This window comes from Rugamonas violacea (assembly GCF_016461825.1).
Lineage (GTDB): Bacteria > Pseudomonadota > Gammaproteobacteria > Burkholderiales > Burkholderiaceae_D > Rugamonas.
In genome coordinates this window covers 71,139-83,728 of record NZ_JAEMNU010000079.1, presented here as the reverse complement: position 1 = coordinate 83,728, position 12,590 = coordinate 71,139, and the positions used below count along the sequence as shown (strand labels likewise).

Here is a 12,590-nt window from a genome sequence, read left to right as displayed (position 1 = left end):
ACACGGAATTGGCGCATATTTTAGTGCATTTGCTAATGCCTGGCCGCAAACCCTTGTAACAGCATGTGAATTCGCCGCCGCCGGCTACTCGACCCGGGCCAGCGCGCAGCGCGAATGGCGGCCGTCGATCCGGCAGGTGTTGCGCAGCGCGCCGTGGCGGTCGTGCACCCGCACCAGCCAGCGCTCGGCGCCCTGCCGCTGCATGGTCATGAAGCCGAAACCGTCGATCCACGAGCTGAGTTGCTCGACCACGGCGCCGGGCGCCGGGCTGGCGCCGGGCGGCATCGGCGCGGGCAGCGGCACGATGTCCTCGGCGGTGCCGGAGAAGCCGGCGATGAACTGGCTCGGGTGGGCGCTGGAAAAGCTGACCTGCTGCCACAGGTGGACGTGGCCCGACAGCATGGTCTGGATGCGCTCGGGCAGCAGCAGCGGATTGAGCGCGCCGAAGGCCTGCTGCAGGCCGGCGTCGCCCGGCTGCAGTTCGATGCCGCCGTCGGCGGCGCGGCCGGCGCCGAAGCCGAGCAGCGGATGGTGGTTGACGCCGATGTTGCGGCTGGCGCGGCGCGCCAGGGCGTCGAGCTGGCGGTAGGCCTGCTGGTAGCGGCGGTAGCCGAGCGAGCCCGGCTTGAGTCCGCGCCACGAGGTGGCGGCCGTGTCGAGCACCAGCAACTGGGTGTCCTGGCCGAGCGGGATGGCGTAGGGCTCGCTGTAGTCGCCGATGGCGTCGTCGGCCGCCGCGTTGCAGTCGCGCCCAGGCTGCAGCGGGCGCGGGTCGAGCAGGCGCCACCAACCCTGGCCGGCGCGCTCGCAGGACTCGTGGTTGCCGCGCGCCAGCACCCACGGCGCCGCCCGCAGCAGCGCCGCGCCGGGGGTGAAGAAGTCGGCCTGCCAGGCGTCCCAGCCGTAGCCCCAGGGGCTGCCGGCGCAGGCGGCGTTGCCGGCCGGGCAGGGGTGTTCGCGGTAGTGGTAGTCGCCGACATGGATCACCAGATCGGGCCGCCAGGCGGCGGCCGCCGCCGCCACCGTGGCGAACGGGTATTGCTCGGCGTCGTTGCAGGCCTGGTAGTTGTCGCCGCTGTCGCTCTGCTTGAGGCGGCAGCCGGTGTCGCCGATGACGACGATGCGCTGCGGTTCGGCGCGCGGCAGTGGCAGGGCGCGGCCCAGCACGCTGGCGCTGCCGGTGCCGGCCGGCAGTGTTGCCTCGCAGCTGAGCACGGGGAAGGCGGCCGCCTTGGCCGGTGTTTTGGCCGCGGCCTTGGCGTCCGCCTTTGCGTCCGCCTGGCGCGGCGCCAGCGTGGCGGCCGGCGCGCGCAGGGTCATCGGCAGCATGCGGCCGTCCAGTTCGATGGCCGGGCAGGCCGGCGCGGCGCTCAGCACGCGGGCCACGGCGACGCCCTCCGGCCCCAGCACGACGAAGCTGGCGAAGTCCTCGGCGGCGGGCGGCGCGACGCCGGCGCAGCCGGCCAGCAAGAGGGCGAGGGCGAGGGTGGGCGGCAGCGGCGCGGCGGCGCGCGCGGCGGGACGGGTGTGCGGCATGGATTCCACTCCTGGGGGCAAGAGCATATGATAGCCGCGAAGCGTGCCGTGGCGCCGCCCGCCGCCATGTATCCGGGAAATATTGCCGCGAAGACCCGCGCCGCGCCGGCGCCGGAAGTGCGACAATATCCTTTCCCGCCACCACCGCCTGCGCCATGTCCACCGCCGCCCCGCCGCCTTCCCCGTCCCCGTCCACCTCCCCGTCCACGTCCACGTCCAGCCGCCCGCAGGCCGTCCTGTTCGACCTCGACGACACGCTGTGGCCGATCGGCCCCGTCATCGCCCGCGCCGAGCTGACCTTGCACGCCTGGTTGGGCCAGCACGCGCCGAAGGTGGCGCAGCGCTTCTCCATCGAGCAGTTGCGCGAGTACCGCATGGCGTTGCTGCGCAGCCGCCCCGAGCTGGCCATCGACCTGAGCGCGGTGCGCCGCGCCGGCCTGCTGGCCGCCTTCGCCGAGGCCGGCGAGGACAGCGTCCACGTCGAGGCGGCGATGCGCCACTTCCTAGCCGCCCGCAACGCCGTGGTGCTGTACGAGGACGTGCTGCCCGGCCTGCTGCGGCTGAAGCAGAAGCTGCGCCTGGGCACCATCAGCAACGGCAACGGCGACCTGGCGGCGATCGGCCTCGACCAGCATTTCGAGGTGAGCCTGGCGGCCTGCCATGTCGGCCACGGCAAGCCCGACCCGGCGATCTTCCTGGCCGCCTGCGCCGCGCTGGGCGTGGCGCCGCGGCACGCCGTCTATGTCGGCGACGACCTGCAGCTCGACGTGGTCGGCGCCCAGCGCGCCGGCCTGCGCGCCGTCTGGCTGAACCGCCACGGCGGCGACGCCCACTTGGCCGCCGGCGTGGTGCCGGACGCCATCTGCGCCAGTTTTGACGAAGTTCGTCGCTGGATCGAGCGCCAGCTGGAAGAATGATGCCCGGCGCCGTCGGCAAGCGTGCATAATAAGAGCACAGCCCCCGAATCCTCAGGGCAACATCCGATCCCATGTCGTCCCCACCAAGCAGCCGCAGATAGAACCATGCAACTCGATACCCGTGCCCAAACCCTGCTCAAAGCCCTGGTCGAGCGTTACATCGCCGACGGCCAGCCGGTCGGTTCGCGCGCGCTCTCGAAAATCTCCGGCCTCGACCTGTCGCCGGCGACCATCCGCAACATCATGGCCGACCTCGAAGAGATGGGTTATGTGGCCAGCCCGCACACCTCGGCCGGCCGGGTGCCGACGCCGCGCGGCTACCGCATCTTCGTCGACACCCTGCTGACGGTGCAGCACTTCGACGAGCACACCGTCGAGGGCCGCATGCGCCTGCAGGCGCCGCAGCCGCAGAAAATGATCGCCAACGCGGCGCAGATGCTGTCGTCGCTGTCGCAGTTCGCCGGCGTGGTGCTCAGTCCGCGGCGCGAATCGGTGTTCCAGCAGATCGAGTTTTTGCGTTTGTCCGAGAAGCGCATCCTGCTGGTCATCGTCGGCCCCACCGGCGACGTGCAGAACCGCCTGCTGTTGACCGACGTCGACTACACGCCGGCCCAGCTGGTGCACTCGGCCAACTACATCAACCAGAACTATGGCGGCCTGGCCTTCGACGAGGTGCATGCGCGCATGCAGGCCGAGCTGCGCCAGCTGCGCGACGACATGGGCCGGCTGATGCAGGCGGCCGTCGAGGCCGGCAGCGAGGCGATGGCCGACAGCTCCGACGACATGGTCATCGCCGGCGAGCGCAACCTGCTGTCGGTCAGTGACCTGTCGTCCAACATGACGTCGCTGCGGCAGATGTTCGACATGTTCGAGCAGAAGACCGGCCTGATGCAGCTGCTCGACGTGTCGAGCAAGGCCAGCGGCGTGCAGATCTACATCGGCGGCGAGTCCAACCTGGTGCCGATGGACGAGATGAGTGTGGTGACGGCGCCCTACGCCGCCAACGGCAAGATCGTCGGCACGCTGGGGGTGATCGGGCCGACCCGCATGGCCTACGAGCGGGTGATCCCGATCGTCGACATCACGGCGAAGTTGTTGTCGAACGCGCTGAGCCAGCACTGAGGAAATCGGCGTGGGGCGCCGGCAACGCCGGGCGACCCCCGAGGCGCAAAGCCGGGGTCGGACCCCGCGGGGTCCGACCCCGGGGTTAGGCTCTTGGGTTAGGCTCTTGGGTTGGGGCCAAGCCGGCGCCCCGCGGCGTGAGGGGGTTGGTTTAAGTCTTGTGCGGGCAGGCCGTCTTGACACAATTGCCATAAATCGCCAGCGCGTGCTCGGCGATGTGGAAGCCGCGCTCCTTGGCGATCATCTGCTGGCGCTGCTCGATTTCGTCGTCGAAGAACTCCTCCACCCTGCCGCAGTCCAGGCACACCAGATGGTCGTGGTGGGAACCCTCGTTGAGCTCGAAGATCGCCTTGCCCGTCTCGAAATGGTTGCGGTTGAGCAAGCCCGCTTGCTCGAACTGGGTCAGCACGCGGTAGACGGTGGCCAGGCCAACGTCCATATTGTCGGACAACAGGATCTTATACACGTCTTCCGCGGTTAAATGGCGTACCGGGCTGCTCTGGAAAATGTCGAGGATCTTCAGGCGCGGCAGGGTGGCTTTCAGGCCGCTGGCCTTCAGGTCGCTAGGATTGTTACTCATGTTTGTTACTCTATTCTGGTTCATGTGCTTTATGATATAGCGTTTTGGCACTTCTGCTCAATCCAATTGAGGACACTTATGCGCGTCACCCAGGCTTTATCGCAGTCTTTGTTGCACCGTCTTACACAACGCGCCCCCCGTTTGACGGGCGCCGTGTGCGTCGCGTTGGCCGCCGTTGCCGTCACGGGTTGCGCCAGCCGCACCGTGCTTGGCGAGAAGCCAGCCGCCGCCCAGCAGGAGAGCGCCAGCGTCGCCCCGGACAGCGGCGCGCAGACCACCAGCATCACCCAGTTGCAGAAGTTCATGTGGTTCTTCTCGCCCTACCGGCCGGACATTCAACAGGGCAACTTCGTCTCCGAAGAGATGCTGGCCCAGCTGAAGGTCGGCATGACGCGCGACCAGGTCCGATTCATTTTCGGCACCGCGCTGCTGACCGACATCTTCCACGGCGAGCGCTGGGACTACCCCTTCCGCCTGGCCAAGGGCAACGGCGAGGTGACCACCAGCCGCGTCGTGGTCTTCTTCAAGGACGGCAAGGTCGAACGCTTCGAGGGCGGCAACCTGCCGACCGAGAAGGAGTATATCGCCCGCATCGCCGGTCCGGCGCCCGTCGTGAAAAAAGACCCGAACGCGCCAACACTGCAGCCGGCGCCGAGCAGCGCGCCGTTGCCAGCAGGCAATGACAACGCCGCCGCCCGCCCTGTCGAGGTGACGCCGGTCATCAAGAACAAGGAATAAGCCATGACTGAATTGAACATCGCCGTCGCCGGCGCCGGCGGCCGCATGGGCCGCATGTTGATCGAAGCCATCCTGGCGGCGCCCGACGCGCGCCTGGCCGGCGCCCTGGACGTGGCCGCCGCGCCCGGCGTCGGCAGCGACGCCGCCGCCTTCCTCGGCAAGCCGGCCGGCGTGGCCATCGAGTCCGAGCTGGCCCGTGGCTTGGCCGGCGCCGCCTTTCTGATCGACTTCACCCGTCCCGAAGGCACCCTGGAGCACGTCGCCTATTGCGCCGAGCACGGCATCAAGATGATCATCGGCACCACCGGCTTCGACGAGGCCGGCAAGGCCGCCATCGCCGCGGCGGCCAAGAAGACCGCCATCATGCTGTCGCCCAACATGAGCGTCGGCGTCAACGTCACCCTCAAGTTGCTGGAACTGGCCGCCAAGAGCCTGGCCACCGGCTACGACATCGAAGTGATCGAGGCGCACCACCGCCACAAGGTCGACGCCCCGTCCGGCACCGCGCTGAAGATGGGCGAAGTGCTGGCCGACGCGCTCGGCCGCGACTTGAAGGACTGCGCCGTCTACAGCCGCGAGGGCATCACCGGCGAGCGCGACCCGTCGTCGATCGGCTTCGCCACCATCCGTGGCGGCGACATCGTCGGCGACCACACCGTGCTGTTCGCCGGCACCGGCGAGCGCATCGAGATCAGCCACAAGTCCAGCAGCCGCATCACCTACGCCCACGGCGCCCTGCGCGCCGCGCGCTTCCTGGCGGACAAGCCGAACGGCCTGTTCGACATGAACGACGTGTTGTCGCTCAACACCCCGCGCGTCTAAGCGCCGCCGCCGGACATGAGCGCCACCGTCGACAACCACTTCAGTCTGGCGAACTACTGGCAGCAGGGCGACGCCATCAGCCACGCCGTCGCCTACCTGCTGCTGGCGATGTCGCTGCTGAGCTGGTTCTTCATCCTGTCCAAGTCCTTGACGGCCTGGCGCGTGCGGCGCAGCGCGCCGGCGCTGCAGGCCTTCTGGGACGCGCCGACCATGCACGACGGCGTCGCCGGCCTGAGCCTGGCCGACCCGGAAAATATCTACGCCCCGCTGGCGCGCCGGGGCGCGGCCCAGCTGATGGTGGCCGGCCGGCCCTCGATCGGCGGCGAGCTCGGCCATGCCGAGCAGGTCACCCGGGTGCTGCGCGCCGCCATCCACCACAGCACGGCGCGGCTGGAGGCGGGGCTGACCCTGCTCGCCTCGATCGGCGCGACGGCCCCCTTCATCGGCCTGCTGGGCACGGTCTGGGGCATCTACCACGCGCTGGCCAACGTCTCGGCGGCCGGCACGGTGCAGATCGACAAGGTCGCCGGCCCGGTCGGCGAAGCGCTGATCATGACCGCCATCGGCTTGACGGTGGCGATTCCGGCGGTGCTGGCCTACAATGGATTCAACCGCGTCAACCGGCTCACGCTGGCCGAGCTGGACGCCTTCGCGCACGACCTGCACGCCTACCTGACCAGCGGCGAGCGGCTGCGAACCTAGGAGAGCGCAATGGCCTTCGGCGCATTCAACCACCACCGCCAGCCCGGCCCGATGGCCGACATCAACGTCACGCCGATGGTCGACGTGATGCTGGTGCTGCTGGTCATCTTCATCCTCGGCGCGCCGATGTTCACCAGCGCCGTCAAGCTGGAGCTGCCGCGCGCCCAGGCGCAGGCGCAGCCGGCGGCGCCGGCCGCCAGCATCACCCTGGCGATCGACGCCAAGGGACAAATCTACTGGAACGACGAGGCGCTGGCCCCGGCCGCGCTGGACGCCCGCCTGCTGGCGGCGGCGCGACAGACGCCGCAGCCCGAGCTGCAGCTGCGCGCCGACAAGGACACCCGCTACGAGGTCGTCGCGCAGGTGATGGCGGCGGCGCAAGGGCGCGGCCTGGGCAAGCTGAGCTTCGTCACCGACCCCAACAAACAAGAGAAAAAATAATGGCTACCGCACAATTGAATGGCGCCGCAATCGTCGACTTCACCACCTTCCACGAGCAGTGCAAGGCGGCCATGGGCTTCCCCGACAGCTACGGCAACAGCATGGACGCCTGGGTCGACTGCCTCAGCTATCTGCGCGACGAGGACGGCATGAGCAAGTTTCGCTTGAAACCGAACGAGGTGCTGGAGATCGTCATCGACGGCGCCGAGGCGATGCGCACCGCCGTGCCGGATATTCTGGAAGAGCTCACCTATTGCGTGGCCGGCATCAACGAGCGTTACGAGGACTACGGCGAGAAGCCGGCCCTCAAGCTGGTGCTGCGCTAGGCGCGGTCCGGGCGCCGGCGGCGGCCACACCACCCGGGGGCCGCGAGCCGGGGTCGGCCCCCCCAAGGGCCGAGAGCCGGGGTCGGACCCCGCTGGGGTCCGACCCCAGATTCACGCCGCCGGGGTTTGCCTCATGCGCCGACCCGCAGGCGGATGAGCCGGCCTTGTTTCAGGCCTCGACTTGCACCTGCGGCGCCGGCTGGGCCGCCGTCTTGCGCTCGCCGGCGATCAGCGACAACACCTCGTAACCGGTGTCGGTCACCGTCACCATGTGTTCCCATTGCGCCGACAGGCTGCCGTCGCGGGTCTCCACGGTCCACTCGTCGTCCAGCTCGACCGTGGCGGCGCGGCCGGCGTTGATCATCGGCTCGATGGTGAACAACATGCCTTTTTTCAGCACCAGGCCCTGGCTCGGTTTGCCGTAGTGGGTCACCTGCGGATCCTCGTGGTAGACCATGCCGATGCCATGGCCGCAATAGTCGCGCACCACGCTGAAGCCGGCCTTCTCGGCCACCGTCTGGATGGCGTGGCCGACGTCGCCCAGGGTCGCGCCCGGCCGCACCGCGCGGATGCCGGCCCACATCGCCTCGAAGGTGGTGTCGATCAGCTTCTGCGCCGCCTTGCTGGCCTGGCCGACCACGTACATGCGGCTGGTGTCGCCGTGCCAGCCGTCCTTGATGACGGCGACGTCGATGTTGATGATGTCGCCATCCTGGAGGATCTGGTCGGGCGCCGGGATGCCGTGGCAGACCACCTGGTTGACCGAGGTGCAGATGGTCTTGGGGAAGCCGCCGTAGCCGACGTTGGCCGGAATCACCTTCTGCGTGTTGACGATGTAGTCGTTGCACAGCTGGTCCAGGTGGTCGGTGCTGACGCCGGCCTTGACGTGCGGCGCGATGAAGGTCAGCACGTCGGCCGCCAGCTCGGCGGCCACGCGTGCCATCTCGATCTGCTCGGCGCTCTTGATGAGGATGGACAGGTCCTTCTTACGCTTGCTCATGGGCGCCTCCCAGTACTTGCACGGCGGCGGCCAGGGCGGCCGGATTGACGCCGGCGGCGTCGTTGGCGGCGCCCGGCAGGTGCACGCCGCCGTCCTGCGCGGCGCGCAGCAGCAGTTGGCAGATGTCGCTGTAGCGCAGGTCGGGGTTGGTCTCGGCCAGCAGGCCGATGCGCAGCCAGTGCTCGGCCTGCGCGTTCATCGAGCGGCTCAGCGCGCCGCTGGCGACGCGCAGGTTCTCGTGCATCTGGTCGGAAATTTTCACTATGCCCATCTCTAGCCTCCTCTATACGGTTTATATATGAAACGTATATTATCACGAGGAGATGGGCAAAGTACAGTCCGCCTGTGCCGCCGGCTTAGACGACGGCTTAGACGAGGGCTTAGGCGACGGCCTTGGCGTCGAACAGCGGATTTTCGATCAGGCCGAGGACGTTGCCGTAGGGGTCGAGCAGCTCGGCCACCTTGATGCCCTGGCCGACGTCCTGCACCGCCGAGAAGACGCTGGCGCCCAGCGCGACGATGCGGGCCACGTCGTCCTCGATCTTGTCGACGCCCCAGTAGGCGCGGTTGCCGCTGGTGCCGGGCTGGCCGTCGGGGAACAGGCCGAGCTCGAAGCCGCCGACGGCGAAGCCGATGTAGAACGGTTGGTTGAAGTAGGGCGCCACGCCGAACACCTGGCTGTACCAGGCCTTGCCCTGTTCCATGTCGGGCACCGGGTACATTACCGTGCGCAAACCTTTGATCATCTTGCTCTCCTGAGTGGTGGTGGGGATATGTTGGAAAAACAGCATCTTGGCACGCCGTCGCCGGCGCCGATTGGAAAAATGGAAGCTCAGCGGGCCGCCAGGAAGCGCTCCGGCGCGCTGCCGGCGAACTCCTGGAAGTCGTGGATCAGGTGCGACTGGTCGAAATAGCCGCAGTCCAGCGCCAGTTGCGCCCAGTCCGGCGCGGCGCCGTCGCGCAGCGCCTCGGTGGCGCGGCGGAAGCGGCAGATGCGGGCGTACAGCTTGGGCGTCAAGCCGACGCGGGCGCGGAACAGGCTGGCCAGATGTTGGCGCGACACGCCCAGCCGCTCGGCCAGGCCGGCGATGCGGCCGGCGCCGCCGTCGCCGGCGATGGCGGCCAGGGCGGCGGCCACCAGCGCCTCGCTGGAGTTGGCGCGGGCCGCGTCGGCGCCGCGCCGCAGCCGTTCCAGCAGCTGCGCTTCAAGCAGGTTCAGGCGGTCACGCTCGCCCAGCTCGCGCGTCCACAGGCCGTCGGCCAAGCGGGCCGCCTCGCCGCGCCCCCACAGTTCGCCCAGGTCGGCGCGCTGGTCGGTCAGCGCGTGCAAGGGCAGGCCGAGGAAGCGGCCGGCCGCGCCCGGCTTGAAGCGCACCGCCACCGTCTGCACCAGGCCGCTGCTGAGCACTTCGATGACGCTGCTCATCATGCCGACGGCGAAACCGGCCGGCTTCTGGTTCTGCCACAGGATGTCGACGCAGTTGTCCGGCAGCACGCGGTGCGCCACCGCCTGCGCCCGGCCGTGCACGCGGCAGGTCCACAGGCAGTCGACGTGGCGCGCCAGCGCCGGATGGGGGGCATATTCCTGATAGAGCATGGCGGCCATTTTACTGCGCGGCGGCGGGCGGTGGCGCGGCGGCCGTGGCCGATTTTGCCGCAATGCAGCAGTCTGCCGGCCTCGGCGTGCTACACAACTGAATCAGCCAGTATAATGTCCGGTTCATATTCACTTTTGGCCGGGCCACGCTGGTCGCACACATCATGCAAGATAAATATAGTCCCGCCGACGTCGAACAAGCCGCCCAATCCCATTGGAAGGCGATCGACGCCTACAAAGCCGTCGAGCATGACCCGCGTTTCCCAAAAGGCAAGTATTTCGCCTGCTCGATGCTGCCTTACCCTTCGGGCAAGCTGCACATGGGTCACGTGCGCAACTATACGATCAATGATGTGATGTACCGCTACCTGCGGATGAACGGCTACAACGTGCTGATGCCGATGGGCTGGGACGCCTTCGGCATGCCGGCCGAGAACGCGGCGATGGCCAACAACGTGCCGCCGGCGCAGTGGACCTATTCCAACATCGCCCACATGCGCGAGCAGATGGAATCGATGGGCCTGGCGATCGACTGGTCGCGCGAAATGACCGCCTGCAAGCCGGAATACTACAAGTGGAACCAGTGGATGTTCCTCAAGATGCTGGAAAAAGGCATCATCTACAAGAAGACCGGCACCGTCAACTGGGACCCGGTCGACCAGACTGTGCTGGCCAATGAGCAGGTGGTCGACGGCCGCGGCTGGCGTTCCGGCGCGCTGATCGAAAAGCGCGAAATCCCGATGTACTACGCCCGCATCACCGACTACGCCGACGAGCTGCTTGAATACGTCGACACCAAGCTGCCCGGCTGGCCCGAGCGCGTGCGCACCATGCAGACCAACTGGATCGGCAAGTCGACCGGCGTGCGCTTCGCCTTCCCGCACCAGATCAAGGACGCCGCCGGCGCGCTGATCGGCGACGGCAAGATGTATGTCTTCACCACCCGTCCGGACACTGTGATGGGCGTGACCTTCGCCGCCGTCGCCGCCGAGCACCCGCTGGCGGTGCACGCCGCGCAAAGCAACCCGGCGCTGGCCGCCTTCAACGCCGAGTGCAAGCTCGGCTCGGTGATCGAGGCCGACATGGCGACGATGGAGAAGAAGGGCATGCCGACCGGCCTGTTCGTCAGCCATCCGCTGACCGGCGCCCAGGTCGAGGTCTGGGTCGGCAACTACGTCCTGATGAGCTACGGCGACGGCGCCGTGATGGGCGTGCCGGCCCACGACGAGCGCGACTTCGCCTTCGCCAAAAAATATGCTCTGCCGATCAAGCAGGTCATCCGCGCCGAGGGCAAGGAGTTTTCCACCGAGGCCTGGCAGGAATGGTACGGCGACAAGGAGCAGGCCATCGTCTGCAACTCGGCCCAGTTCGACGGTTTGAACTACGCCGCCGCCGTCGAGGCGGTCGCCGCCGAAATGGCCGCCAAGGGCCTGGGCGAGAAGAAGATCACCTTCCGCCTGCGCGACTGGGGCATCTCGCGCCAGCGCTACTGGGGCACGCCGATCCCGATGATCCACTGCGCCGACTGCGGCACCGTGCCGGTGCCGGAAAAAGACCTGCCGGTGGTGCTGCCGGAGGACTGCGTGCCCGACGGCAGCGGCAATCCGCTGAACAAGCACGAGGCCTTCCTCAAGTGCGACTGCCCGCAGTGCGGCAAGCCGGCCCGCCGCGAAACCGACACCATGGACACCTTCGTCGATTCGTCGTGGTACTACATGCGCTATACCTCGGCCGGCTCGAACGCGGCGATGGTCGACGCGCGCAACGACTACTGGATGCCGATGGACCAGTACATCGGCGGCATCGAACACGCCGTCATGCACTTGTTGTACGCCCGCTTCTGGACCAAGATCATGCGCGATTTCGGCCTGGTCAAGTTCGACGAGCCCTTCGTCAACCTGCTGACCCAGGGCATGGTGCTCAACGAGACCTACTACCGCGAGGAAGCCTCCGGCAAGAAGACCTGGTTCAATCCGGCCGACATCGACCTGACGCTGGACGACAAGGGCCGTCCGCAAAGCGCCACGCTCAAGAGCGACGGCCAGGCGGTCCACATCGGCGGCACCGAGAAGATGTCGAAGTCGAAGAACAACGGCATCGACCCGGCCGCGCAGATCGAACAGTACGGCGCCGACACCGCGCGCCTGTTCACCATGTTCGCCTCGCCGCCGGAGCAAACGCTGGAATGGTCGGGCAGCGGCGTCGAGGGCGCCAACCGCTTCCTGCGCCGCGTTTGGGCCTACGGTTACGCCCAGGCCGCCCGCATCGGCGGCGCGCTGGCCTCGGCCGCCGCGCCGGTCGCCACCGAGCCGCAGAAAACCCTGCGCCGCGAACTGCACAAGATCCTGCAGCAGGCCGACTACGACCTGAAACGCATCCAGTACAACACCGTGGTGTCGGCCTGCATGAAGATGCTCAACACGATGGAGTCGGCCAAGCTGGACGACAGCGCCGAATCGAACGCGCTGGTCGCCGAGGGCTTCTCGATCTTCCTGCGCCTGCTCAACCCGGTGGCGCCGCACATCACCCACGTGCTGTGGCAGGAGCTGGGCTACGCCGGCGTGTTCGGCGACCTGCTCAACGCCGTCTGGCCGCAAGTCGACCCGGCCGCGCTGGAACAGGCCGAGATCGAGATGATGATCCAGGTGAACGGCAAACTGCGCGGCAGCATCACCGTCGCCAAGGGCGCCGACAAGGCCTCGATCGAGGCCGCCGCGCTGGCCTGCGAGGCGGTGCAGAAGTACATCGAGACGCCGCCGAAGAAGATCATCGTCGTGCCGGGCAAGTTGATCAGCATCGTGGTCTAAGA

14 protein-coding genes are annotated in these 12,590 nt (G+C 67.9%); 8 read left to right on the top strand and 6 right to left on the bottom strand.

Features of this window, described 5'->3' with window-relative positions:
• Nucleotides 1–84: 84 nt before the first annotated feature.
• Nucleotides 85–1,536 (bottom strand): metallophosphoesterase family protein, encoded by a 1,452-nt coding sequence (locus tag H7U20_RS15370; protein ID WP_199760024.1) that lies wholly within the window; start codon nt 1,534–1,536, stop codon nt 85–87.
• A 155-nt stretch (nt 1,537–1,691) separates the two neighbouring features.
• Here H7U20_RS15370 and H7U20_RS15365 point away from each other — a divergent pair, with 155 nt between their 5' ends.
• Nucleotides 1,692–2,453 (top strand): HAD family hydrolase, encoded by a 762-nt coding sequence (locus H7U20_RS15365; RefSeq protein WP_199760023.1) that lies wholly within the window; start codon nt 1,692–1,694, stop codon nt 2,451–2,453.
• Nucleotides 2,454–2,558: 105 nt separating this feature from the next.
• Nucleotides 2,559–3,575: a heat-inducible transcriptional repressor HrcA gene (hrcA, locus tag H7U20_RS15360; RefSeq protein ID WP_199760022.1), complete on the top strand. Its 1,017-nt coding sequence runs from the start codon at nt 2,559–2,561 to the stop codon at nt 3,573–3,575.
• A 151-nt stretch (nt 3,576–3,726) separates the two neighbouring features.
• On the opposite strand, the gene fur is transcribed toward hrcA, so the two are convergent.
• Entirely contained in the window at nt 3,727–4,155 is a 429-nt protein-coding gene (gene fur, locus H7U20_RS15355; RefSeq protein ID WP_199760021.1) for a ferric iron uptake transcriptional regulator, read from the bottom strand.
• 78 nt (nt 4,156–4,233) lie between these two features.
• Here fur and H7U20_RS15350 point away from each other — a divergent pair, with 78 nt between their 5' ends.
• Genes H7U20_RS15350 through H7U20_RS15330 form a run of 5 tightly spaced genes read left to right on the top strand, consistent with a single transcriptional unit; the run spans nt 4,234 to nt 7,184 of the window.
• Nucleotides 4,234–4,893, top strand: a complete 660-nt coding sequence (locus tag H7U20_RS15350; protein WP_199760020.1) for an outer membrane protein assembly factor BamE — start codon at nt 4,234–4,236, stop codon at nt 4,891–4,893.
• A 3-nt stretch (nt 4,894–4,896) separates the two neighbouring features.
• Nucleotides 4,897–5,715: a 4-hydroxy-tetrahydrodipicolinate reductase gene (gene dapB, locus H7U20_RS15345; protein ID WP_199760019.1), complete on the top strand. Its 819-nt coding sequence runs from the start codon at nt 4,897–4,899 to the stop codon at nt 5,713–5,715.
• 15 nt (nt 5,716–5,730) lie between these two features.
• Entirely contained in the window at nt 5,731–6,417 is a 687-nt protein-coding gene (locus H7U20_RS15340) for a MotA/TolQ/ExbB proton channel family protein (RefSeq protein WP_199760018.1), read from the top strand.
• Nucleotides 6,418–6,426: 9 nt separating this feature from the next.
• A complete protein-coding gene (locus H7U20_RS15335) occupies nt 6,427–6,858 on the top strand; it encodes an ExbD/TolR family protein (RefSeq protein WP_199760017.1) in 432 nt (143 codons plus the stop codon).
• The gene (locus tag H7U20_RS15330) at nt 6,858–7,184 is read left to right on the top strand and encodes a barstar family protein (protein ID WP_199760016.1); all 327 of its coding nucleotides are present in this window, start codon (nt 6,858–6,860) and stop codon (nt 7,182–7,184) included. Before H7U20_RS15335 ends, H7U20_RS15330 begins: the two co-directional genes overlap by 1 nt.
• Before the next feature lie 169 nt (nt 7,185–7,353).
• Here H7U20_RS15330 and map read toward each other — a convergent pair whose 3' ends face one another.
• From map to H7U20_RS15310, 4 genes are all read right to left on the bottom strand, one after another.
• Nucleotides 7,354–8,127 (bottom strand): type I methionyl aminopeptidase, encoded by a 774-nt coding sequence (map, locus tag H7U20_RS15325; RefSeq protein ID WP_370593160.1) that lies wholly within the window; start codon nt 8,125–8,127, stop codon nt 7,354–7,356.
• 43 nt (nt 8,128–8,170) lie between these two features.
• A complete protein-coding gene (locus H7U20_RS15320) occupies nt 8,171–8,455 on the bottom strand; it encodes a ParD-like family protein (RefSeq protein WP_199760015.1) in 285 nt (94 codons plus the stop codon).
• Between the two features lie 109 nt (nt 8,456–8,564).
• Nucleotides 8,565–8,930: a VOC family protein gene (locus H7U20_RS15315; RefSeq protein WP_199760014.1), complete on the bottom strand. Its 366-nt coding sequence runs from the start codon at nt 8,928–8,930 to the stop codon at nt 8,565–8,567.
• An 86-nt stretch (nt 8,931–9,016) separates the two neighbouring features.
• Entirely contained in the window at nt 9,017–9,781 is a 765-nt protein-coding gene (locus H7U20_RS15310) for an AraC family transcriptional regulator (protein WP_199760013.1), read from the bottom strand.
• Nucleotides 9,782–9,945: 164 nt separating this feature from the next.
• Here H7U20_RS15310 and leuS point away from each other — a divergent pair, with 164 nt between their 5' ends.
• The gene (gene leuS / locus H7U20_RS15305) at nt 9,946–12,588 is read left to right on the top strand and encodes a leucine--tRNA ligase (protein ID WP_199760012.1); all 2,643 of its coding nucleotides are present in this window, start codon (nt 9,946–9,948) and stop codon (nt 12,586–12,588) included.
• The last annotated feature ends 2 nt before the right edge of the window (nt 12,589–12,590 follow it).

Bases quoted from the DNA above. Each gene is read 5' to 3' on its own strand.
- H7U20_RS15370 (WP_199760024.1), bottom strand. From the start codon at position 1,536: ATGCCGCACACCCGTCCCGCCGCGCGCGCCGCCGCGCCGCTGCCGCCC.
- H7U20_RS15365 (WP_199760023.1), top strand. From the start codon at position 1,692: ATGTCCACCGCCGCCCCGCCGCCTTCCCCGTCCCCGTCCACCTCCCCG.
- hrcA (WP_199760022.1), top strand. From the start codon at position 2,559: ATGCAACTCGATACCCGTGCCCAAACCCTGCTCAAAGCCCTGGTCGAG.
- fur (WP_199760021.1), bottom strand. From the start codon at position 4,155: ATGAGTAACAATCCTAGCGACCTGAAGGCCAGCGGCCTGAAAGCCACC.
- H7U20_RS15350 (WP_199760020.1), top strand. From the start codon at position 4,234: ATGCGCGTCACCCAGGCTTTATCGCAGTCTTTGTTGCACCGTCTTACA.
- dapB (WP_199760019.1), top strand. From the start codon at position 4,897: ATGACTGAATTGAACATCGCCGTCGCCGGCGCCGGCGGCCGCATGGGC.
- H7U20_RS15340 (WP_199760018.1), top strand. From the start codon at position 5,731: ATGAGCGCCACCGTCGACAACCACTTCAGTCTGGCGAACTACTGGCAG.
- H7U20_RS15335 (WP_199760017.1), top strand. From the start codon at position 6,427: ATGGCCTTCGGCGCATTCAACCACCACCGCCAGCCCGGCCCGATGGCC.
- H7U20_RS15330 (WP_199760016.1), top strand. From the start codon at position 6,858: ATGGCTACCGCACAATTGAATGGCGCCGCAATCGTCGACTTCACCACC.
- map (WP_370593160.1), bottom strand. From the start codon at position 8,127: ATGGCACGCGTGGCCGCCGAGCTGGCGGCCGACGTGCTGACCTTCATC.
- H7U20_RS15320 (WP_199760015.1), bottom strand. From the start codon at position 8,455: ATGGGCATAGTGAAAATTTCCGACCAGATGCACGAGAACCTGCGCGTC.
- H7U20_RS15315 (WP_199760014.1), bottom strand. From the start codon at position 8,930: ATGATCAAAGGTTTGCGCACGGTAATGTACCCGGTGCCCGACATGGAA.
- H7U20_RS15310 (WP_199760013.1), bottom strand. From the start codon at position 9,781: ATGCTCTATCAGGAATATGCCCCCCATCCGGCGCTGGCGCGCCACGTC.
- leuS (WP_199760012.1), top strand. From the start codon at position 9,946: ATGCAAGATAAATATAGTCCCGCCGACGTCGAACAAGCCGCCCAATCC.